General features: G+C 58.9%; 22 protein-coding genes, 3 tRNA genes and 1 riboswitch. Of the genes, 11 read left to right on the top strand and 14 right to left on the bottom strand.

The window, feature by feature from the left end; translation table 11 throughout:
• Positions 1-68: 68 nt before the first annotated feature.
• On the bottom strand, positions 69-485 hold the full coding sequence (locus AARI_RS12985; protein ID WP_013349736.1) for a hypothetical protein: 417 nt from the start codon (positions 483-485) through the stop codon (positions 69-71).
• Between the two features lie 308 nt (positions 486-793).
• Here AARI_RS12985 and AARI_RS12980 point away from each other — a divergent pair, with 308 nt between their 5' ends.
• The gene (locus AARI_RS12980; RefSeq protein WP_041648936.1) at positions 794-2,710 is read left to right on the top strand and encodes a DEAD/DEAH box helicase; all 1,917 of its coding nucleotides are present in this window, start codon (positions 794-796) and stop codon (positions 2,708-2,710) included.
• A gap of 93 nt (positions 2,711-2,803) precedes the next feature.
• Here AARI_RS12980 and thiC read toward each other — a convergent pair whose 3' ends face one another.
• Together thiC and AARI_RS12970 are read right to left on the bottom strand one after the other, a co-directional pair.
• Positions 2,804-4,546, bottom strand: a complete 1,743-nt coding sequence (gene thiC, locus AARI_RS12975) for a phosphomethylpyrimidine synthase ThiC (protein WP_013349734.1) — start codon at positions 4,544-4,546, stop codon at positions 2,804-2,806.
• A riboswitch (TPP riboswitch) is annotated at positions 4,543-4,650 on the bottom strand. It overlaps the preceding gene by 4 nt.
• A gap of 200 nt (positions 4,651-4,850) precedes the next feature.
• Positions 4,851-4,922, bottom strand: a tRNA-Thr gene (locus tag AARI_RS12970).
• A gap of 513 nt (positions 4,923-5,435) precedes the next feature.
• On the opposite strand from AARI_RS12970, the gene AARI_RS12965 reads away from it, so the two are divergent.
• Positions 5,436-5,507: transfer RNA gene (locus AARI_RS12965), tRNA-Thr, on the top strand.
• A gap of 47 nt (positions 5,508-5,554) precedes the next feature.
• Positions 5,555-5,631, top strand: a tRNA-Met gene (locus AARI_RS12960).
• Between the two features lie 167 nt (positions 5,632-5,798).
• Here the strand turns inward: AARI_RS12960 and AARI_RS12955 are convergent.
• On the bottom strand, positions 5,799-6,056 hold the full coding sequence (locus AARI_RS12955) for a hypothetical protein (protein ID WP_013349733.1): 258 nt from the start codon (positions 6,054-6,056) through the stop codon (positions 5,799-5,801).
• Positions 6,057-6,320: 264 nt separating this feature from the next.
• On the bottom strand, positions 6,321-7,049 hold the full coding sequence (locus AARI_RS12950) for a GTP pyrophosphokinase (RefSeq protein WP_081461155.1): 729 nt from the start codon (positions 7,047-7,049) through the stop codon (positions 6,321-6,323).
• Between the two features lie 284 nt (positions 7,050-7,333).
• Here AARI_RS12950 and AARI_RS18685 point away from each other — a divergent pair, with 284 nt between their 5' ends.
• The 7 genes from AARI_RS18685 (at position 7,334) to AARI_RS12915 (ending at position 12,499) form a co-directional block, all read left to right on the top strand.
• Positions 7,334-8,275: a DUF2797 domain-containing protein gene (locus AARI_RS18685; RefSeq protein WP_013349731.1), complete on the top strand. Its 942-nt coding sequence runs from the start codon at positions 7,334-7,336 to the stop codon at positions 8,273-8,275.
• A gap of 99 nt (positions 8,276-8,374) precedes the next feature.
• Complete coding sequence (locus AARI_RS12940) at positions 8,375-8,650, top strand: hypothetical protein (protein ID WP_013349730.1); 276 nt, start codon at positions 8,375-8,377, stop codon at positions 8,648-8,650.
• A 98-nt stretch (positions 8,651-8,748) separates the two neighbouring features.
• Positions 8,749-9,195, top strand: a complete 447-nt coding sequence (locus AARI_RS12935; RefSeq protein ID WP_013349729.1) for a MaoC family dehydratase N-terminal domain-containing protein — start codon at positions 8,749-8,751, stop codon at positions 9,193-9,195.
• Between the two features lie 2 nt (positions 9,196-9,197).
• The gene (locus AARI_RS12930; protein WP_013349728.1) at positions 9,198-9,638 is read left to right on the top strand and encodes a MaoC family dehydratase; all 441 of its coding nucleotides are present in this window, start codon (positions 9,198-9,200) and stop codon (positions 9,636-9,638) included.
• Positions 9,639-9,640: 2 nt separating this feature from the next.
• The gene (locus AARI_RS12925) at positions 9,641-10,840 is read left to right on the top strand and encodes an MFS transporter (RefSeq protein ID WP_013349727.1); all 1,200 of its coding nucleotides are present in this window, start codon (positions 9,641-9,643) and stop codon (positions 10,838-10,840) included.
• 53 nt (positions 10,841-10,893) lie between these two features.
• Positions 10,894-11,955, top strand: a complete 1,062-nt coding sequence (locus AARI_RS12920) for a UDP-N-acetylmuramate dehydrogenase (RefSeq protein ID WP_013349726.1) — start codon at positions 10,894-10,896, stop codon at positions 11,953-11,955.
• A 19-nt stretch (positions 11,956-11,974) separates the two neighbouring features.
• Positions 11,975-12,499: a GNAT family N-acetyltransferase gene (locus AARI_RS12915; RefSeq protein ID WP_013349725.1), complete on the top strand. Its 525-nt coding sequence runs from the start codon at positions 11,975-11,977 to the stop codon at positions 12,497-12,499.
• 94 nt (positions 12,500-12,593) lie between these two features.
• Here AARI_RS12915 and asd read toward each other — a convergent pair whose 3' ends face one another.
• From asd to AARI_RS12870, 9 genes are all read right to left on the bottom strand, one after another.
• Entirely contained in the window at positions 12,594-13,712 is a 1,119-nt protein-coding gene (asd, locus tag AARI_RS12910) for an aspartate-semialdehyde dehydrogenase (RefSeq protein ID WP_041648934.1), read from the bottom strand.
• 112 nt (positions 13,713-13,824) lie between these two features.
• On the bottom strand, positions 13,825-14,052 hold the full coding sequence (locus AARI_RS12905) for an NF038396 family protein (RefSeq protein ID WP_013349723.1): 228 nt from the start codon (positions 14,050-14,052) through the stop codon (positions 13,825-13,827).
• 7 nt (positions 14,053-14,059) lie between these two features.
• Positions 14,060-14,635 carry a dihydrofolate reductase gene (locus AARI_RS12900; protein ID WP_013349722.1) on the bottom strand — a complete coding sequence of 192 codons (576 nt, stop codon included), beginning with the start codon at positions 14,633-14,635 and terminating at the stop codon, positions 14,060-14,062.
• Positions 14,632-15,435, bottom strand: a complete 804-nt coding sequence (locus tag AARI_RS12895) for a thymidylate synthase (protein WP_013349721.1) — start codon at positions 15,433-15,435, stop codon at positions 14,632-14,634. The genes AARI_RS12900 and AARI_RS12895 overlap by 4 nt, the downstream gene beginning before the upstream one ends.
• Before the next feature lie 74 nt (positions 15,436-15,509).
• A complete protein-coding gene (locus AARI_RS12890; RefSeq protein ID WP_013349720.1) occupies positions 15,510-15,842 on the bottom strand; it encodes a GNAT family N-acetyltransferase in 333 nt (110 codons plus the stop codon).
• A 139-nt stretch (positions 15,843-15,981) separates the two neighbouring features.
• A complete protein-coding gene (locus AARI_RS12885; RefSeq protein ID WP_013349719.1) occupies positions 15,982-16,989 on the bottom strand; it encodes an NUDIX hydrolase in 1,008 nt (335 codons plus the stop codon).
• Complete coding sequence (locus AARI_RS12880) at positions 16,989-19,205, bottom strand: RNA degradosome polyphosphate kinase (protein WP_013349718.1); 2,217 nt, start codon at positions 19,203-19,205, stop codon at positions 16,989-16,991. Before AARI_RS12880 ends, AARI_RS12885 begins: the two co-directional genes overlap by 1 nt.
• An 82-nt stretch (positions 19,206-19,287) precedes the next feature.
• Positions 19,288-20,244 (bottom strand): mycothiol synthase, encoded by a 957-nt coding sequence (gene mshD, locus AARI_RS12875; protein ID WP_013349717.1) that lies wholly within the window; start codon positions 20,242-20,244, stop codon positions 19,288-19,290.
• Between the two features lie 52 nt (positions 20,245-20,296).
• Positions 20,297-20,965 (bottom strand): winged helix-turn-helix transcriptional regulator, encoded by a 669-nt coding sequence (locus AARI_RS12870; protein ID WP_013349716.1) that lies wholly within the window; start codon positions 20,963-20,965, stop codon positions 20,297-20,299.
• A gap of 126 nt (positions 20,966-21,091) precedes the next feature.
• Here AARI_RS12870 and AARI_RS12865 point away from each other — a divergent pair, with 126 nt between their 5' ends.
• A complete protein-coding gene (locus AARI_RS12865) occupies positions 21,092-21,832 on the top strand; it encodes a hypothetical protein (RefSeq protein ID WP_013349715.1) in 741 nt (246 codons plus the stop codon).
• Positions 21,833-21,858 lie beyond the last annotated feature (26 nt).

The following is a 21,858-nucleotide window of genomic DNA, read 5'->3' as shown; positions in this document are numbered from 1 at the left end:
CCTAACGGGCAAGCGGACCTCAGGTCCTTTGTTCTTTCAGTTGTGCAGCCTTCTTGCTGGTGGCCTGCCTACCGGCGGGGCTTGGCGGGCTTGGGATCTACGATCTTGAAGTACTTGTTGCTCGCAGGCATCCACATCAGCACGACGCTGAACATGATGATGGCCGCCAGGATCGAATAACGGCCGAATCGCAGCAGCAACGGCAGTGCGGTGATCAGTCCGACCCACGACAATTGGGTGCGTGCTGCCCGGTCTCCGGTGAATAAGCGGTAACCCAGCACACAGCAGGCCAGGCCGGCGGCGGCAAAAAGGATGATCAGTGCAATGACCGCGAAGCCCATGGTGGACTGCTGGGTATGCTCATGAACCAGGAAGCCGCCGAAGCCGAGAAAAAGCACTCCGGCTAGGAGCCATAGCATTTGGGCGATGAATAATCCGCCGGGGGTTGGCTCGTTGGGACGTCGTGGAAAAAGTGGTTTCTTCACATGTACAACCCTACGTGTTCCAGCGCGGTGCCCGATCTCACACGCTCTGGACACTGACAATAGTGGTGGGTTCAAGCTAGCATTAAGTGTTCGCGAACATCAGGGTATCCCTCTCGCATCCAGCCCAATTTTTGAGGCCGGAGCCTTCTCGTGTTGTATTTTCCGCAAAGTGTGTGCGGGTCTTTATGTCATAGGGGAGCGCTTGATGAGCGTGACTTGTATCTGACTGTGCAGCCTATACGTCGTTTCTTTTGGGACGGCCAAGGCCTATCCCCAAACGAATGAGGTAATTCTTCGTGTCTTCTGACATGCCCGTAAACACCGACGACAACCAGACCCCAGAAGAGCCAACTGTGCTCTTCTCCGAACTTGGTCTGGATGCCCGCGTGCTTGCATCGCTTGCCGACCTTGGCTACGAAAAGCCATCGCCAATCCAGGCAGCAACCATCCCACTGCTTCTCGAAGGCCGCGACGTTGTCGGTCTGGCTCAGACCGGTACCGGTAAGACCGCTGCTTTCGCACTTCCTGCCCTGTCCCGCATGGCAGAACTGGCTGACACCAATGGTCCAGCCAAGACCCCTCAGATCCTGGTTCTGGCTCCAACCCGCGAGTTGGCCCTCCAGGTAGCCGAGGCTTTCACTTCCTACGCCAAGTACCTGCCGAACTTCACCGTTCTGCCAGTGTACGGTGGCTCGCCATACGGCCCGCAGCTCAACGGCCTGCGCCGTGGCGCCCAGGTAGTCGTTGGTACCCCAGGTCGCGTAATCGACCACATCAACAAGGGTTCCTTGGACCTGTCCAACCTGCAGTACGTTGTCCTTGATGAGGCCGACGAAATGCTGCGCATGGGCTTCGCCGAAGAGGTCGACAAGATCTTGGAAGCCACCCCAGAGGACAAGCAGGTTGCCCTGTTCTCGGCCACCATGCCACGCACCATCCGCCGCATCGCTTCGGAATACCTGCGCAACCCGCAGGAAGTTGCAGTCAAGTCCAAGCAGTCCACCGGCACCAACATCACCCAGCGCTACCTGCAGGTGATGGGCGCCCACAAGCTTGACGCCATGACCCGCATCCTGGAATCCGAGACCTTCGAAGGCGTTATCGCCTTCGTACGTACCAAGATGGCTACCGAGGACCTGGCTGACAAGTTGAAGGCTCGTGGCTTCACCGCGGCCGCCATCAACGGCGACATCCCGCAGCAGCAGCGCGAGCGCACCATCGAGAACTTGCGCTCGGGCAAGATCGACATCCTGGTTGCAACCGACGTGGCCGCTCGCGGACTTGACGTCGAGCGCATTTCCCACGTCGTGAACTTCGACATCCCGCATGACACCGAGTCGTACGTGCACCGCATCGGCCGTACCGGCCGTGCCGGCCGCAAGGGCGACGCGATCTTGTTCATGACCCCACGCGAGAAGTACTTGCTGCGTGCCATCGAGAAGGCTACCCGCCAGCCGGTGACCCAGATGCAGCTGCCTTCGCTGGATTCGGTCAACGACCGCCGTATCCAGAAGTTCACCGATCGCATCGACAAGACCATCAGCGGCCAGGACCTGACTACCTTCCGCGAAATCGTGGAGAAGTTCGCTTCCGAGCACGAAGACCTGGATCAGCTGGAAATCGCAGCTGCGCTGGCTCTGATGGCTCAGGGCGGTCGCCCGCTGCTGATGACCGAACCAGTCATGTCGCCTTCGAAGAAGGCCCGCATGGATCGCCCAGAGCGCGGCGGCGAACGCGGTGAGCGTGGCGATCGTGGTCCACGTGCCCGCAAGACCGCTGCTGAAGGCAACGCCATGTACCGTCTGGCCGTTGGCCGCCGCAACCGCGTGCAGCCAGGCTCGATCGTTGGCGCACTGGCTAACGAAGGTGGCTTCAATTCTTCGGAAATCGGCGGCATCGAGATCCGTTCGGACCACACCCTGGTCGAGCTGCCAGCCGAGCTGACCAAGGACCAGTGGCGTGCACTGTCCAAGACCCGCATCGGCGGCGAAGCCATTGAGCTCGAGCTCGACAATGGCCGCAGCCCACGTCGTGAAGACGACGGCGACCGCGGTGGCTTCCGCGGCGGCCGTGGCGGCGGCTTCGGTGGCGGTCGCAGTGGCGGCGGACGTGGCGGCTTCGGCGGTGGCCGTGGTGGCGGACGTGGCGGCTTCGGCGGCGGCGGACGCGGCGGCAAGGATCGCTACAGCGATTCGGGCCGTAGCGGTGGACGTCGCGACTACTAAGCCTGTCGCACACTAGCTGAACAGCATTAGATAACGCCCTCGGGGCAAGCATGAAGCTTGCTCCGAGGGCGTTTTCCGTTAACCGGAGCCCGCTTACGGGGCCGGGCTTCCCAACGGGATCTGGTCCCCGAGGTAGACCGTGCCGCCGCTTTCCAAGAACTGCCTGCTCTTCTGCGCCATCCCGGCCAGCGCGGCTTGGGCCTCGGCGGATCCGTACTCGTCACGGATATCCTGGGAAATGCGCATGGAACAGAACTTCGGCCCGCACATGGAGCAGAAATGCGCGGTCTTGGCTGGTTCGGCCGGCAGCGTCTCGTCATGGAATTCCTGGGCTGTGACCGGGTCCAGGGACAGCGCGAACTGGTCATGCCAGCGGAACTCGAAGCGCGCCTTGCTCAACGCATCATCGCGAGCCGTGGCCCCAGGGTGGCCCTTGGCCAGATCTGCGGCGTGCGCGGCGATCTTGTAGGTGATGACGCCGGTTTTCACATCATCCCGGTTAGGCAGTCCCAGATGCTCCTTGGGAGTGACGTAGCAGAGCATCGCGGTGCCGTAGCGGGCGATCTCGGTGGCGCCGATGGCGCTGGTGATGTGATCGTAGCCCGGAGCGATATCGGTGACCAGCGGGCCCAGCGTGTAGAACGGAGCCCCATCGCACAGTTCCTGCTGGCGCTCCACATTCTCGCGCACCAGGTGGAACGGGATATGCCCCGGTCCTTCCACCATCACCTGAACGTCGTACTTCCAGGCGCGCTTGGTCAGCTCTGCCAAGGTGTCCAGCTCGGCGAACTGGGCGGCGTCATTGGCATCCGCAATGGAACCAGGGCGCAGCCCGTCGCCCAGCGAGAACGCCACATCGTACTGCGCGAAGATCTCGCACAGCTCATCGAAGTGGGTGTAGAGGAAATTCTCCTGATGGTGCGCCAAGCACCAGCCTGCCATGATGGACCCGCCGCGCGAGACCATGCCGGTGACGCGGTTGGCGGTCAGCGGGATGTAGCGCAGCAGCACTCCGGCGTGGATGGTCATGTAGTCCACGCCCTGCTCGCACTGCTCAATGACGGTGTCCCGGAAGATCTCCCACGTCAGTTCATTAGCTTCGCCATTGACCTTCTCCAGAGCCTGGTAGATCGGCACGGTGCCGATGGGCACCGGCGAATTGCGGATGATCCACTCGCGGGTGGTGTGGATGTCATCTCCGGTGGACAGGTCCATGACCGTGTCCGCACCCCACTTGGCGGCCCACTGCAGCTTGGAGACTTCCTCGGCGATGGAGCTGGTCACCGCCGAATTGCCGATATTCGCATTGATCTTCACCAAGAAGGCCTTGCCGATGATCATCGGCTCGGATTCCGGGTGGTTTATGTTCGCCGGGATGATGGCCCGGCCGGCCGCAAGCTCGCTGCGCACCAGTTCGACATCGCATTCTTCGCGTATGGCAACATAGCGCATTTCCGGGGTGATGATCCCGGCCCGGGCATAGTGCATCTGGGTCACACGGGCTGCGCTGACGGCCCTTCGCGGAGGCGCCGAGCGTCCGGCCCACTCTGCGCTGGCGGTGCCTCTGCGAACCGCAGAGCGTCCGTCATCGTGCAGATTGCGTTCTCGACCCTCATAGGTTTCCACATCCCCGCGTTCCAGGATCCACGGTTCGCGGAAAGGCTGCAATCCTTGGGTGGGTTCGCTTCCCGGTCCGCTGGTGCGATACACCTGCAACGGTTCATTTAGCTCGCCATTGGGGGAGTCAGCCAATTGGATCTGGGTGACGGGAACGGAAATTCCCTCAGACACGCGGTAGGCAAGGGTGTGGGCAGGGTGCTGTTCAAATTGTTCCACTGGGGAAACTCACTTCCTTCGCCGGCATTACCCGGACAGGTTCAACGGTCGCGGACGGCGATAGTCCGATCTCAGCCCTTGCCAGGGCACCCGTGTGGTCGCGATCAACTTAGCACGATTTCTGCCAGAAAAGACAGCAGCGCTGCACAAATTATGGATGTGAAGAAGCAACGGTCCAGAAGATGGGAAGTGGTTTCACTCTCGCTGGCAGCTGGGAAACAGGCTGCTGTGGGGCGTAGCGGGAGAAACTTTTGGGGAAACGAAAAGAGAGACAATCTGCAATCAGATTGTCTCTCTTATTTCGAGCCCCCTGCCGGAATCGATCCGGCGACCTCGTTCTTACCAAGAACGCGCTCTACCACTGAGCTAAGGGGGCAACAGGTAAATACTTTACACAGGTTTTTAAGGTTTGCAAAATCCGCTGAGAATTTGTTGCTGACGTCACAACATCACTACTCAGGTCGCATTTGGTGCATAGATACCCGAGTGTGAAATTAGCCGGGTAGTGAAAGGAATTTGAGGCATTCAGCATCTTGGAAAAGATCTTTTTCCTGCTTTGATGCTCCGGGCGCCCACCGCGGCTTCGTGCAGGGATTTGCGGCCGATGGGAACGGGTTTCCCGTCGGGCGTCGCGACGGTTGCTGGGCAAGGTCACCTGATCATCGTTCGAGGCATGCGGTCTAGTGCAAAAACGCTAGTGAGCCCAGGGAATTAACAAAGTGAGCATCGTCACCCAAGCCCTTTTTGTGCCACCCATAGTTCTACGCCGCATGGGCCCTACGTCTAAATTAGCGCTGACTAGGCCTTATTCGTTTTGGTTTGGTCATCCCTATGGGGGAGTTGGCCGATTTTTCTTTGCTGGGAAATCCGTGTAGAGTATTTACTCGTTGCCCCCTTAGCTCAGTGGTAGAGCGCGTTCTTGGTAAGAACGAGGTCGCCGGATCGATTCCGGCAGGGGGCTCTGAGTGAGAAGCTTTCTTGGCTTCTACTGGATTGCTTCTCACTTGTGGCGGCGTAGCTCAGCTGGTTAGAGCGCACGACTCATAATCGTGAGGTCCCGGGATCGAGTCCCGGCGCCGCTACCAAATGAAGACCCGCAGCTTTGCTGTGGGTCTTTTTTGGATTTCAGGCACTCAGGACAAATCGGGCACCTAAATAAGGTCCGGAGAATTCTTGAATTTCTCGCCTGCTTGCCTGCCTGCCAAGTGATTCGTTTGTGAATCACCTGGCAGGTGAAGATCGCTTCTTATGGCTATGGCTTGCCCAGTGCGTTGACTGCATCGCTTATCGTCGCGCCGCGGTGCTGCTGCCGGTAGGCTTTGACATCTTTCGGGTCAAGATCACTGGCATCCACAGTGACTTTTTGCTGTTTGTCGCGGAACCAGAACCACCCCATCAAAGCCCCGCTGCCAAGCAAGAGGCCATAGCTTGGTTCATCGGATACCACGATGAGAAGTGCTGCCAGGAGAGCCAACGTCAAAATTGCCATTTCGCGTGCTGCCTTGCTCATCGAATGCCCCTAACTAATGCCTGCCGCCTCGAATCGAAAAACCATACTGCGCGGTCGTGGTCCCAAGGGCTCATGAATGTTCCAAGGTGCTTGAGGGGATGATGTCCAGCCTCATGCCCGGATATTCCCACTCTATGAATTAATATGCGTCTTGTAAATCCTACTTTTGTAGGAGGAAACATTTGGATTCGAGCAGTGGTTCTGCTTGGGCAAACCGCGGTAACCGAACACAAAAAATTACCGGGAGCACCGTATGGGCGGGAACTAGCTTTCTGACCCGGTGGACTTGCGCTTCTCCGCGCTTGATTCCCTGGCCAACGACAAGAGATTGTCGATTGCCGTGTTGTCGAAATCAGTGTGGCTGGCACCGTCGTGGTCGGCATCGTGGCCATGGACTTCGGTATGCAGCCGTTGCATTCGCATGTCCAAGGTCGTGGCGATTGCGGCCGCTTCAGCAAGCTCGTCCGCAAGATGGGCTGGAACGTCCCCTTCATACCTATAGAAAATCTTATGTTCCAAGCTGGCCCAGAAATCTTGGGCAATTGTGCGGATCTGCACTTCAACGACAACATTGACCGGCCCGTCGGACAAGAACACCGGAATCTCGATGATCGCGTGCACGCTCTTGTAACCGTTGGATTTTGGATTCTTGATGTAATCCTTGATCTGGATGACCTTCAGATCACTTTGAGAAGTTAGCGTGTTCAAGACCTTGTAGATGTCTTTCACGAAACTGCAGGTGATGCGCACTCCAGCAATATCACTAATATTTTCCCGAATGATCGGCAAGGACGGAGCGATATTCCGCTTGCTCACCTTGCGCATGATGCTTTCAGGAGTTTTCACCCGTGAAGAAACATGCTCGATCGGGTTGTATTTATGCAGATACAAGAACTCTTCACGCAGAATTGAAACTTTAGTCAGCATTTCATCGACGGCGAATTGGTACTCCATCATGAAACGCTGGAAATCGTGATGGAACGCTTGTGCCATTTCCTGGAGCTCGGCAGGTGTTGCTTGCTTTGCAAGGGGAGCCGCAAGCGCTGCGTGAGACTCCTGATCGTGTTCGGCTGAAATTCTCAATCACCTCTGCGAATAGTTTTCATCCCAGCAAAGTAGAACTCACTGGGACTTCAGCCTAGTGCGCCCTCCTAAGAATTAGGCAAGAACAAGTAGAGAATTTGGCCAACTGGATTCTTGGGGCGCTTCGCAGGCACTTTAGAGTTCAGCGCAGCGGTGCTCTATCGTTGACTGGGTAACTGTGCGGAAAGGTATTGATGGAACTCGCTAGCGACTTTCGGCAGCTTTGCCACGGAATCAGCTTTTCCGAGCATGAGCCAGCGCCGATGCTTCGACTGCGGCAAGCAGCAAACTGGCGCACCGAGTATCTGGAACCCAATCGTGTGCTGAGCCTGGAAATTGGCGACCTCAAATTCTGCCTGGGCTACGTCACGATGAACAAGGACGGTTCACGCAACACCTTGCCGTGCCCTAAGACCAAGGCCTTGCGCACCGGTACCCAATGCGATCGCTGCCGCCGGATGGACCAGACGAAGTTCATGCACCATTTCCACAAGACCGGTGAAGCTCCCGAAGGACTGCGCAAATATCTGGAGCAGCCGCATTTCTTGTATATCGCCAGCTTCGCCCATGGCGTGACCAAGGTCGGAACGACCTCTACGCAGAGCAAATGGAGCCGACTGGCCCAGCAGGGTGCGGTCATTGCCCGCTATGTTGCCCGTGCCTCTGATGGTGCGGCAATTCGAATTCTTGAAGATTTGGTGACTGAGCATGTGGGTCTGAGCCAGCAGGTTCGGCAGAAATCAAAGATCAAGGGGTTGAGCAGCTGGGAGCTGGACTACGCGCAGCTTGACGCCATCAATTCTGAAGCTGCCGAACGTTCACGGGAGTTCCTCGGATCCCAGCGCGGACTGGACACCTATGGCGTTGAATTACGCGACGAACTTTGGCAGCAGCCCTCCTTCGCCAAGCCGGTCATTGAAGCCTGGGATTCCCGTTCGTTGCATGCGTGGAGCAGCGCGCTGCCGGGCAGCACGGTGAATCTGCGTATCCGCGGGGTGCTGGGGCAAAGCATCCTTGCCGACAGCGGCGAGAACACCACGCTGCGCTTGCTTGATGCCGCAGAGCTGAAAACCCGCTCCGTGGCAGTCATAGAACAGCATGGTGACTTCAAAGAAGAGCAATCCGCATTGTTCTAAGCGTGCCACGCACCGAGCAGATGGTTTGTCGGGGGAGTCACGCGGAAATACCGCGCCCGCAATGAGAGCTGGCGCTGGGTGCTGAACTAGACTTGACCCATGACCAACACTCCTTGGGAATCAGCTTCCTCGCTCTATAAGAAGCTCGTCTTTATTGCGGTAAGCGTGATGGGCGCAGGCATCATCCTAGCTATCGTCGGCGCAAACATTCCTTCACTGCCCCTGGTGTATATCGCTATCGGGATCATGGTCCTCGGGATGCTCTGCCACATCGCTGGATTGGTAGTGCGTTCCAAGGACGCCCGTGCATGGCGCATCGCCAACGGGCTGGACAAGCCGCGCACCAAAAAGCGTTCTACCGAGACCGGGAAGTAGCTCCGGCAAGATTTGCACATCGTGGCCAGCTGGCTGGACCTGGAGCAGAATCCAGACCGGTGCACTGCGCTCACCAAGAACAACGTTCAGGAGAATCCATGGGCATCAACCCTGACCTGGTAGGACGCATTTACCCTGCCGGCCAGTCCTACCAAGTAGGACGCGAAAAAATCCGCGAATTCGCCACCGCGGTGAAAGCCACTAGTCCGGCGCACTTCGATGTAGAAGCCGCCCGCAAGCTGGGCTTCAATGACGTCGTTGCCCCGCCAACTTTTGCGATCATCATCGCCCAGCGTGCCGACGCTCAGCTGATCGCCGACCCCGCCAGCGGCATTGACTTCTCCCGCGTGGTGCATGCTGACCAGCGCTTCACCCACCACCGCCCTATCGTTGCCGGTGATGAACTGCTCGCCGAGCTGTACGTGGACCAAGTCCGCGAAATGGGTGCCGGTGCCATGATTACCACTCGTGCAGAAATCACCACCGTGTCTGGCGATAAGATCGCCACCACCACTTCATCGCTACTGGTACGAGCAGAGGACTGATCATGATTGAATTCGAAAGCCTCGAAAAGGGCCAGGTCATTGGTTCGCACACCGTGCAGGTCAACCGCGCCGACCTCGTGCGCTACGCAGGTGCCTCGGGGGACTTCAACCCGATTCACTGGAATGAGCGCTTCGCCAAGGAAGTTGAACTGCCCTCGGTCATTGCCCACGGCATGTTCACCATGGGCTCGGTCATCGAACTGGTCTCCACTTGGGTAGGCGACCCTGCAGCTGTCATCGACTACCAGACCCGCTTCACCAAGCCAGTGGTCGTCGAAGATCCTGAAGGCTCGAACCCAACGGATCACGAAGGCACCACCATCTCGGTAGAAGGCAAGGTCGGAGCACTGGATGCCGAAGCCCGTACCGCCCGCATCGACTTGGCCGTCTCGGCCAACGACAGCAAGGTACTGCTCAAGTGCCAGGCCGTGGTACAGCTCTAAGCATGCAGCTCTCCGGTGATGCGCAGAAGCCAGTAACGCTCTGGCGCAACGCGCTGATGGCAGCCTACCTGGCCAGCGGTCTGCTGATCTCGGCCCTGGTTTCGCGGCTGCCCGCGGTGCGTGACGCCCTGCAACTGGACCACGCCAGTGTTGGCTTGCTGCTTCTGTGCATGAGCGCCGGATCCTTCCTATCGGTCGCCGTCTCCGGACAGCTGGTTCTGCGTCTTGGCGCCACCCTCGTCATGCGCATCGCCGCGACCCTGGCCGGAAGCTCACTGATCCTTGTGGGCGTCGGCGCCGGAGTCTTTGGAAGCGCCATCATGTGCGGCATCTTCCTCTTTACCCAAGGGCTGGGAACCGCTTCATGGAATGTGGCTTCCAACGTCCAGGGAGCCGCGATGGAACGCGCGCTAGGCAAGAGCATCATGCCTGCCCTGCACGGATTCTTCTCCATCGGCACCGTGATTGGTGCTGGCGCCGGGGCCCTTGGAGCCCGCCTACAGTTGCCGCTGCAGTACCACTACGGCTTCATGGGCCTGGTCATTGTCTTCACTGTCCTCTACAGCACCCGGTTTTATGGCGAAGACTTCGGCCGGGTGCCGCGCACCAGTGGTGGTACGTCACTGAAAAAGGCGTGGACCGAACCACAAACGGTGCTGCTTGGCGTTCTGGTGTTGGGCATGGCCCTGGCCGAGGGTGCAGCCGGAGACTGGGTCGCCATGGCACTGGTAGATGGCTATGGGACCAAAGAAGGCGTGGGAGCTATTGGCTACGGCGTCTTCGTGACCGCCATGACCCTCACCCGGCTGCTCTCCGGGGACTTGATCCTGCGGCTGGGGCGGGTGGTGATGATCCGTGCCAGCGCCATCAGCGCACTGGTGGGCGTACTGCTCTTCGCCTTTGGCAATAGCCTGCCGCTGGCCTTCGTCGCCTTGGGGATCTGGGGCATGGGCGTGGCCCTGACTTTCCCGCTGGCCATGAGCGCGGCGTCGGATGATCCAATCCATGCCGCAACACGCGTATCGGTAGTCTCCACCATCGGCTACGGCGCCTTCCTGGGCGGTCCACCGCTCTTGGGCTTGCTTGCCGAACTGATCGGCTTGCTGCCGGCCCTGGGCTCCATTTCGATCTTGATAGTCCTGGCTTTCTGCCTGTCTTCAAATACCGCCGGATACCGCACCGGCGATCAAGACAAGGCATGAATCGCACGCCTGAGTGCACCCATTCGTCTTTTTATGGAAAGTAAACTGAAGCAATGCTGAAGAATCTGACCACGACCCGCGTTGGCGGGCCAGCCCAGCAATTGGTGACCGCAACCAGCGAAGCTGAATTGGCGCACGCCGTGGGGGCAGCAGATGACGCAGGAAATGATGTCCTGCTCATAGGCGGTGGCTCTAACCTGGTGATCTGCGATGAAGGATACCCAGGTGTGGGGGTGCAGATTGCCACCCGCGGACTGCACCTGGACGAACAGCCCAACGGCAAAGTCCTGCTGCGTGCGGCAGCCGGCGAGAACTGGGACGTCACCGTTGAATACAGCCTCACCGAAGGCCTGAGCGGCTTGGAAGCACTCTCGGGCATCCCGGGGTGCACCGGTGCCACCCCGGTCCAGAACGTCGGAGCCTATGGTGCTGACGTCTCGCAGACCTTGGCTTGGATCCGCGCCTACGACCGGCACAATGGGCAGGTCATCAAGCTTCAAAATGCTGATCTGGAATTTGCCTACCGCGATTCACTGATCAAGCGCACCAGCACCAACGGCTCCCCACGCTACGTCGTGCTGGAAGTGGCCTTCTTACTGGAACGCTCCAAAGACTCAGCACCAATCCGCTACGCCGAACTCGCCCGCCGCCTGGGCGTGGAAGCCGGCGAACGCGCCGACGCGCACCAAGTGCGCCAGACAGTTCTGGAACTGCGCCGTTCCAAGGGCATGGTCTATGACCGGCAGGATGCTGATTCGCACTCCACCGGCTCCTTTTTCACCAACCCGATTGTGCCCAGAGAAATACTGGAGAACTTGCCGGACAACGCACCGAACTACCCGGTGGCGCAAGAAGGCTTCGTCAAGCTCTCGGCAGCCTGGTTGATCGACCAGGCGGGGTTCTCCAAGGGCTACGGGCTGGAAGGCACCGAGGGCTTCGCCCTGGCCCAGGGCCGTGCCTCGCTGTCCACCAAGCACACCTTGGCGATCACCAACCGCGGCGAAGCAACCGCACAGGACATTCTGGCTATTGCGCGAGCCGTCCGTGCAGGCGTGGCTGAGCGTTTCGGCATTGAACTGGTCAATGAGCCATTACTGATTGGCCTGTCCCTCTAAACTTCACAAAGGAGCGGTCATGGCCGAACTTTCCCTGCGCAAACTCAGCCAGATGGACATCGACCTGCTGGAAGCGAATTTCCAGTCGCTTCATGGAGCAGGCGCTTCGCAGTGGTTCGGTTTCTGGGACACTAACAAGCTGCGCCGCCGGATAGCCGAGGACCAGCTGATTGGCAGTGCTGACGGGGCGCTGGCCATTAGCTTGGGGGAGCAGATGATCGGCAAGGCCGATTGGTTCACCAGTACAGCCTGGGGCAGGGCCAACACCTCGGCCTGCTGGGAAATCGCGATTGGCCTGTTCCCGGAATACCGGGGCAAGTCCCTTGGCACCCAAGCCCAGCGCCAGCTTGTCGATTACCTGTTCACGCACTATCCGCGCCATCGCATCCAGGCCACTACGGCCGCCGAGAACACGGCTGAACAACGCTGCCTGGAAAAGCTCGGCTTCACCCGCGAAGGAGTGATCCGCCAAGCCCAGTGGCGCGACGGTGGATGGCATGACCAGATCATCTACTCGGTATTGCGCGATGAATGGGCTGGCTGATCCTTAAAAGGCAAGGCCCTAGACCAAAAGGCACGGTCCGGAACAGAAAAACTGTTCCGGACCGTGCCTTTTAATTCTTGGATGCGTGAGGAGTCTAGAGACGACCCTGCGCGATAGCCAGCATGCGGCGCAGCGGTTCGGCCGCACCCCACAGCAGCTGGTCGCCTACGGTGAAGGCCGAGATGTACTCCGGGCCCATTTCCAGTTTGCGGATGCGGCCTACCGGGATGTCCAAGGTGCCAGAAGCGGCAACTGGGGTCAGCGCATCTACGGTGGCTTCCTTGGTATTAGGAACTACCTTGGCCCATTCGTTGTCAGCTGCCAGCAGCGACTCGATTTCCGAAACCGGGAGGTCTTCGGTCAGCTTCAGGGTCAGGGCCTGCGAGTGCGAGCGCATCGCACCAATGCGGACGCACAGTCCGTCCACGACGACTTTGTTCTCTGCGGAATTGCCCAGGATCTTGTTGGTCTCGACCCCGGCCTTCCACTCTTCCTTGGACTGGCCGTTGCCCAGATCTGCGTCGATCCACGGGATCAGCGAGCCGGCCAGCGGCACGCCGAACTGGGTGGCGTCCAAGCCGCCGCGCTGTGCTGCCAGGACCTTGCGGTCGATCTCCAGGATCGCTGAAGCCGGGTCATCAAGCTCGGAGGCGACGTGGGAGTTGATGTCGCCGAACTGGGTGAGCAGTTCGCGCATGTGGCGGGCACCGCCACCGGAGGCTGCCTGGTAGGTCATGGCGGTGCTCCATTCGACCAGACCGTTCTTGAACAGTCCGCCCAAGCCCATCAGCATGCACGAGACGGTGCAGTTGCCGCCGATGAAGTCCTTGGTGCCCGAGGCCAGCGACTGGTCAATGACATTGCGGTTGATCGGATCCAGCACGATCACCGAATCATCATTCATGCGCAGCGTGGAAGCGGCATCGATCCACAGGCCATCCCAGCCGGAATTGCGCAGCTGAGCATGGACCTTGGTGGTGTAGTCCCCGCCCTGGGCCGTGACGATAATGGGCAGCTTGGCCAGCGTCTGGATGTCATATGCATCCTGCAGCGGCGCAGCGCCTTCGGCGAATGCCGGGGCCTGGCCGCCAGCATTGGACGTGGAGAAAAATACCGGGTCGATCTGCGCGAAGTCGCCCTCATCGAGCATGCGCTGCATCAGCACGGAGCCAACCATGCCTCGGTAACCTACAAAACCAACAGATGAAGTCATACATCAATGGTAGAGGCGTTTAGCTGCCAGCACCCGGTTCGTTACAGCAGTTAAAGCAGAACCACACCCGAGGGCCAGCAGGCTTCGGGTGTGGTTCGGTGCAGGACAAGTATTACTTCTTCTCAATGAGCAGCTTGCGGTTCTTGATCGCCCACATGGCTGCAAAGATGAAGATCTGTGTCGGTACCAGCAGCAGGATCAGGCCAAAGAGTTTGTATCCACCGAGCACCATGAAGAAGCCGAGAACGGCCACGACCAGTGCCAACAGCGGGAAAAGCATGTATCCGAGAATGAAGAGTGCTTCGGGGTGCTGCTTTAGCTCTCCGATGTATTTTTTCATGGTCGTTCTAGTCCTTTTGGCGAAGCCAGGTTTCAAAGCGGTAGCGGGTACCGGTGGAGGAAGTGTGCCAGCGGGCAGCTTCCGAATCTAGCGAGGGATCGCTGGTGCCCAAGGCGAAGTCGGCAGTCAGCTGGGGTGCGGAAGTATCTCCCTGGGCCGCTACCTCAAGCTTGGTGATCACCGCGAGGTCCAGCAGTTCCAAGGCCTGGGCATAGACCTGGCCTCCGCCGATAATCCAGATCTCTTCACCGCCGGTGCTTGCCTTGGCCAGCGCAATGGCCTCTTCCAGGTTGGATACCGGTTCAGCCCCATCTTGGCGCAGCTGTTCGTGGGCTGAGACATCGCGGGTGAGCACGAGATTGGTGCGTCCGGGCAACGGGCGGAACTTCGCCGGAAAAGAATTCCAGGTGGCACGGCCCATGATGACCGGGTGTCCGGCAGTGGTGCGCTTGAAGTGGGCCAAGTCCTCAGGAACATGCCAGGGCATGGTGCCATTGGCGCCGATGATGCCGTTTTCAGCTTGGGCCCAGATGGCGCCAATCAGGGGTTCGAGATCGCGTGCGTGGCGAGGCGCAGGGGTCATACTGCTACGGTTCCCTTAATGGTCGGGTGGTGCTGGTAGTCGTTGATGGAGAAGTCTTCCAGCGTGTAGTCGAAGATCGAGTCCGGCTTGGAATTGAAGCTCAGGGTCGGGTACGGGTAAGGATCGCGTGAGAGCTGTTCCTTGACCTGTTCCACGTGGTTGGTATAGATGTGCACGTCGCCGCCGGTCCAAATGAACTCGCCTGGCTCCAAATCGAGCTGGTGAGCCAGCATGGCAGTGAGCAGGGCGTATGAAGCGATGTTGAAAGGCACGCCCAGGAACATGTCTGCACTGCGCTGGTAGAGCTGGCAGGAGAGTTTTCCGTCGGCTACGTAGAACTGGAAGAACACGTGGCATGGAGGCAGCGCCATATTCTGGATCTCTGCGACATTCCATGCCGAGACGATGTGGCGGCGGGAGTCTGGATTGTTGCGCAGCGAGTCCACCAGCTGGGAGATCTGGTCGATGTAGCCACCTTCTGGGGTGGGCCAGCTGCGCCACTGGACACCGTAAACCGGGCCGAGTTCGCCATCTTCATCGGCCCATTCGTTCCAGATGCGAACGCCCTGGTCCTGCAGCCACTTCACATTTGATTCACCGCGCAGGAACCACAGCAGTTCGGCTGCCACGGACTTGAAATGCACGCGCTTGGTAGTGATCAGCGGGAAAGAATCCTGCAGATCGAAACGGATCTGGCGTCCAAAGACCGACAGGGTTCCAGTCCCGGTGCGGTCTTCTTTGGCAGTGCCGTTTTCCAGCACGTCGCGCAGCAGGGTCTCGTATGGGGTCGCGATGTTCACGCACCCCAGTTTAGTTCAGATCATCCTTGCAGGACTAAAAACGTGTGAAAACCTACGCGGGTCGTGGACACGTACTAGCCAGCGTCAACGACCATGTCGTTGTACTCCGGATAGCGGCGCAGGTAATCCTGGACATAGCTGCACTCGGGAATGATCTTCAATCCGTCATTGCGGAAGCGGTCCAGCACCAAGGTCACCAAGGCGCGGGCATAACCGCGGCGGCCGAATTCCTCATTGACGATGGTGTGCTGGATAGTGGCCACGCCATCTTCCAGGCGGTAGCCCAAGAAGCCAATGAATGTGGATCCGTGCCACAGCGAATAGCGGCCGCGGTCAGCATCGTGATCCAGGCGCAGTCCATGGTGCACGATCTTGTCCACTGGATTGTGCGGCTGCTGGGCAGTCATGGCGATACCTCGTTCGTAGATGTGACTGATGTCCTATTTACAGTCTTATCCCTAATCGGAGCCAGATGCAACGACTTTTGCCAAGCCCTGCGAGAACACTGATGCCCGGCATGCAATGCCGGGCATCAGTTGCTCAACACTAATCGTGATAGGGCGTATGAATTTCAAAGGAGACGATGCGCGGGGTGCCGCCGTGGACCTGCTGGGCCACGATCAACGACCCGGGGTCCAGATAGGGATCCTGATCTGGCAGTGCCTTGGCAAGCTCCGGGGTCGAATTGCGCGCCAGCACTTCGAGCACGAAGGGCAGGACCGGCCGGTGCGTGCATATGATCTGCGAGCGGTACTTGTCAAAAAGCTTCTGCACCGCCTTGCGGGCGCGTTCTGGTTTGCGCGTTGCCCCGTGCTCGGTCAGCGCCTTGATGGTCTTGAGCTTTATCGCGTGCAGGGCCGCATAGGGCGTGATCGTTTGAACGCAACGCATCCACGGCGATGAAGCCACATGCATTGGCTGCCACGCTTCGAGCATCCGGGATACTGCCTGGGCTTGGCGCCTCCCGGTAGCTGCGAGCGGACGTTCGCCTTCGGCACGGGTCCACTTGCCTCGCGGTTTGGCCTTGGCATGGCGCACAATGAGCACCGGGTGCGTGTTCAGCACCCCAGCATCATGGGCCTTGACCAGATCATCCAGCGGCTGGGCGTCGGTTGGATTGGACAGCATCTGCGCGGCCTTAGTGGGGCTGACCCACATGGTTTCATCGCATTCTTCGCCATCGGGCTCAACCACCGTATGCACATCGGTTTTTGCCGCCCAGTAATAGACAACCTTGGTTTTCTGCTTCACCGAGTACGCCGTGGCTGACAGCGGGATGCCCAAGGTGATGCGCAACCCGATTTCCTCACGGACCTCGCGCAAGGCGCATTCAGCGATGGATTCGCCCTGATCCAGTTTGCCTTTGGGCCATGACCAGTCGTCATACTTGGGACGGTGGATTACCAGAACTTGAAGTTTGCCGTTCTTCAACCGCCAAGGGATCGCCCCAGCAGCCACAATGTCGTATTCTCCGAGGCGGATTTCCTCGGCATCCACTGAACGAATGATCTCACGCGCCCTAGTGCGGGTATCGCGCAGCTCTGATTCGGCCACTAGCTATTACGTCCGCTGTTTCGTCGTCGGGCATGCTCTTCGACCAGCCAGAACTGGACATCGGTCAGCGGGTTGCCATCCTCATCCTGGTAATGGCGGATCCAGTCGCCATCGGAGTTCAGATGCCATGAGGCGGTCTTGTCATCCATGTAGCGTGAGAGCAGGGTGATCATCCGGTCGATGTCTTCTTGGTTGCGCAGCGAAACCAAAGCTTCAACGCGGCGATCCAAGTTGCGGTGCATCATATCGGCCGAGCCGATGTACACCAGCGGGTCGCCACCGTTTTCAAACATGAAGACGCGGCTGTGCTCAAGGAAGCGGCCAAGGATGGAACGCACCTCGATGTTCTCGCTCAGTCCCGGAACACCTGGACGCAGGGCGCAGATGCCGCGAACAATGACTTCGACCTTGACTCCAGCCTGGCTGGCCCGGTACAACGCATCGATGATTGCTTCATCCACGATGGAGTTGACCTTGATGACCACCTTGGCCGGCTTGCCGGCGGCAGCGTTGGCGATTTCCTTTTCGATATGCGCCAGCAGTCCGGTGCGTACCGAGCGCGGAGCAACAAGCAGGCGTTTGTATGTCGAGCGCGGCGCGTAGCCCGAGAGCTGGTTGAACAGCTTCGAGATGTCCTCGCCCACCTCGTCATCGCAGGTAAGCAGGCCGAAATCCTCGTAGTAGCGTGCGGTGCGCGGGTGGTAGTTACCGGTGCCGATATGGCAGTAGCGGCGCAGCTTGTCACCTTCACGGCGAACCACCAAAGAGAGCTTGGAGTGGGTCTTGAGGCCTACGATGCCGTAGACCACGTGCACGCCGGCCTGTTCCAACTTGCGGGCCCAGGAGATGTTGGCCTGCTCATCAAAGCGAGCCTTGATTTCCACCAGGGCCAAAACCTGCTTGCCGGCTTCCGCAGCGTCGATCAGCGCATCGACAATGGGGGAGTCGCCGCTGGTGCGGTACAGGGTCTGCTTGATGGCCATGACCTTTGGGTCAGCTGCGGCCTGTTCCAAGAAGGCCTGCACACTGGTGGAGAAGGAATCGTAGGGGTGGTGCAGCAGGATGTCTCGGCGGCGAACCGCAGCGAAGACGTTGGCAGCCTTGGCGGTTTCCGATTCGTTGAGGTAGTTCGAGGTGTGGCCTACATGCTTGGTGTAGTGCAGCTCGGAACGGTCAAGCGAGGCGATGACGCCCAGTCCGCGCAGATCCAATGGGGTAGGAAGCTTGAAGACTTCATCCTCTTCAATACCGAGCTCGCGGGTGAGCAGTTCCATGATTTCAGGGTTGATGTCATCGGCAACTTCCAATCGAACCGGAGGGCCGAAGCGGCGGCGCAGCAGTTCCTTCTCCAGTGCCTGCAACAAGTTCTCTGCGTCGTCTTCTTCTACTTCCAAATCTTCATTGCGCGTGACGCGGAAGTAATGGTGCTCAACGATTTCCATGCCCGGGAACAAGAGTTCCAGGTGTACGGCAATCAGCGCTTCGAGCGGGATGAAGCGTGCGGTGCGCAGCGAAGAGTGCGCTGCACGGGTGCCATCGATGCTGACCAAGCGCGCGATGGTGTCCGGCACCTTCAGGCGGGCAAAGAGTTCCTTGCCGGTCAGCGGGTTGCGCACCACCACTGCCAGGTTCAATGACAACCCAGAGATGTATGGGAAAGGGTGGGCCGGGTCAACGGCCAGCGGAGTGAGCACCGGGAAGACCTGGGAAACAAACCACTTGGAGAGTACCTCGCGCTCTGAAGCTGAAAGTTCATCCCAGGTGGTGATCCGGATGCCCTGTTCGTTCAAGTCCGGGTATACCGAGTCGGCGAAGACCTTCGCATGGCGGGTCTGCAGCGCGTGGGCCGAGGAGAGCAGCAATTCCAGCTGGTCTACCGGGTTCATGCCGTTGGCCGCAGGCACCGCCAATCCGGCGTGGATGCGGCGCTTGAGGCCAGCGACACGGACCATGAAGAACTCATCGAGGTTCGAAGCGAAGATCGATAAGAAGTTCACCCGTTCAAGCAACGGCAATTTGGTGTCTTCAGCCAGTTCCAGAACACGGGCGTTGAAGTGCAGCCAGCTAAGTTCGCGGTCAAGGAAACGCTCATTGGCGAATTCGCCCTCAGGATGCAGATCCGGTAGGGAATCCGCAGGCTCTATACGATCTTCGTTGACCTTCGATGAAGGGACATCTCGTAGTTGAGTGCTGGTTTCCTTGGGGTAGCTATTCATCTGCTGAACTCACTTCTTTCCTGCAAGTGGACGCTAAAGGCACCGCTAGTTGAGGACCCGAAAGATCGGGACGGCCTGCTTACTAGTCTAGCTTCTGCGGACCGTACATGATGTCGGCATCCCAAAGTGTGAAGCCCAGCGAACGGTAAAGCTTCACCGCTGGCTCGTTGTCGGCATCGACATACAAAATCACCGAGTCGACGCCCAGCTCCAGCAGGTAATTAACGCCGGTATCGGTCAAGGATCGGCCTAGGCCCATGCCTTGCGCTTCGGGAACCACACCGACCACATAAACCTCACCGGTGGGGCGAATTTGGTCCCCGGTGGCAGGATGGATTTTGGTCCAGTGATACGCAAGCAAATTCTGATCAGAGTCGAAGGCCAGGAAGAAGCCGGTTGGATCAAACCAGTCCTCGGACATGCGCGCTTCAAGATCATTGAGCGTGAGTGAACCCTGTTCGGGGTGGTGTGCAAATGACTTGGCGTTGGCTTCGAGCCACACCGGCTCGTCCTCGCCGACCCGGAAGGTGCGTACGTTAAAGCGGCGATCAAGCGGAGCTTCTTCAAGGTAATCGGTGCCTTCGCGGCGCATGCGGTACAGCTCGCGTACCCGGTCCAGTCCGGCACCGGTGGCCAGCTTCTTGGCAGCCTCATGATCACCGTGCGCCCAAGCCTGGATTTGCGACAGGTCCACCAGCTCACCGAGCTTGCCCAGCAGCGCCCGGCCGATGCCGGCACGGCGCTGCTCAGGGTGGACTACCAATTCCAGAACCCATGGGTGATCCGGGGATTCCCGGACCGCGATGGCCACGCCAGCCAATTTCGCGTCGACACCTTCGCCGACCTCAGCAAGTAGGGCCAGCAAATTATCGTTTGGCTCGTCGGCTGCCAAGGCCACCAGAGTCTGGTCGCTTAGCGGCGGGTTGCCGTCGGCTGCCTGCGCGTCGAGGGCTAAGTCACGCACGTCGGATAAGGCCCGTTCATCAAGCTCACCGGGGACGTGCTGGATGGATACAGTGTTCTGTGGCAGTTCGCTCATGCATTTCACGATAGTCGCAAAATGTTCGAAGTGGCTAGGAGTTATCTGAACGTTATGATTCGGTGTAGAAGCGGTAGCCCACGTTGCGTACCGTTCCGATCAGCTGCTCATGATCGGTGCCGAGTTTCGCGCGCAAGCGACGCACATGCACGTCCACGGTGCGAGTGCCACCGTAGTAGTCATAGCCCCAGACTTCATGCAATAGCTGCTCGCGGGTGAAGACCCGGCCCGGGAACTGGGACAGGTACTTGAGCAGTTCGAATTCTTTGTAGGTCAGATCCAGCATGCGGTTATCGATGCGGGCGGTGTAGCTCAGCTCATCGATGCGCAGCCCCGAGGTGCTTTCGGCAGCCACTGGCGCAGGCGCTGGAACACTCGCGCCAGAGAGCATCAGGCGGATGCGTGCATCGAGTTCGGCGGGTATGGCCGAAGGCAGCAGAAAATCTGCTGCGTGCCAGTCCGAGTTCAAGATGCCAAGTGCGCCTTCGCTGACAACCAGCAGCAACGGGACATTCAAATTCGTGTGCAGCAGCTGTGCCAAGGAGCGGGCTGGAACCAGGTCGGTCCGAGCATCCAGGATGGCTGCGTCGCACTCCGGCAGCTGGGCCAAGGACTCGGTGGTTGCCGGGAAGAAAGTTATCTCGTGCAATAGCAATTCGAGTGCCGGAAGAACTTCAGCGGCATTTTCGGCTTGATTACTAAGTAGCAACAGGTGAGCCAATCGGTCTTCCTCCTGCCAGATAGTTGCGAAAAAATCACTTTTACGTGTCACAGTATAAGGAATGATTCAGTTGAAGCACGCATGTGAACACGCAAGTGCGGACACATTACCGTCAGGAAAAAGAATTTGAGAATCAAGGTTTTATTCAGTGGACTCGTCGCCGCGGCGCTGCTTGTCGTAGCAGCCAGCCTCGATTCGATGAGCTGGCTGATGGGTGTTCTCACCGCCGTTTTACAGCTGATTTTCGCCTACACCTGGCCGCGCATGGTCCGCTCTGACGCGCCGTGGCCGATCAGCATCATCATTGCGTTGTGCTCCTTGGCAGCCACTGCCGCCACTATGTTCATGCCCGGCGGGTCGGTGATGTCACATAGCGTCGAAGCAATCGCCGTGGGTGTGCTTCTGGTATTTATCAGCCAGGTGTTGCGCGGCGCGGAAGCCGAAGGCCGTTTGGCTGGTGTGGTTTCCGGCGTAAGTGGTGTGGTGCTGGGCGTACTTGGTTCAGCCTGGGCTGCAAGCGCACTGGTGCCATATGGCTTTGGGATGACAGTCAGTAGCGTCATAGCCCTGCTTGGTGCTGGTGCCGTTGCCGTAACCCGGCTGCCCAACCGGATCACCATGGCACTGGCCCCGGTGGTTGCCGCCGCTTTAGGGGCAGCCTCCACAGCGCTTCCCATGGATATGCTCTGGTACCAGGGCGCTATCCTGGGCTTGCTGATCGGCTTGTTGGTAGGTTCATTACGCGCCTTGGCCTTGGTCAGCCGCAGCGTGCGCAACCTGAGCGGAATTCTTGGCCTTTCCTGCGCAATCCTGCTGATGAGCGGTGCTGTCAGCTGGTACGCAATGGAAGTTCTGGCCTTCATTTAACGCTAAGCGGTTCAAATATGATGCAA

The organism is Glutamicibacter arilaitensis Re117 (assembly GCF_000197735.1).
Lineage (GTDB): Bacteria > Actinomycetota > Actinomycetes > Actinomycetales > Micrococcaceae > Glutamicibacter > Glutamicibacter arilaitensis.
Note: the sequence above shows the minus strand (reverse complement) of the source record. Positions and strands in the feature narration are given on the sequence as shown.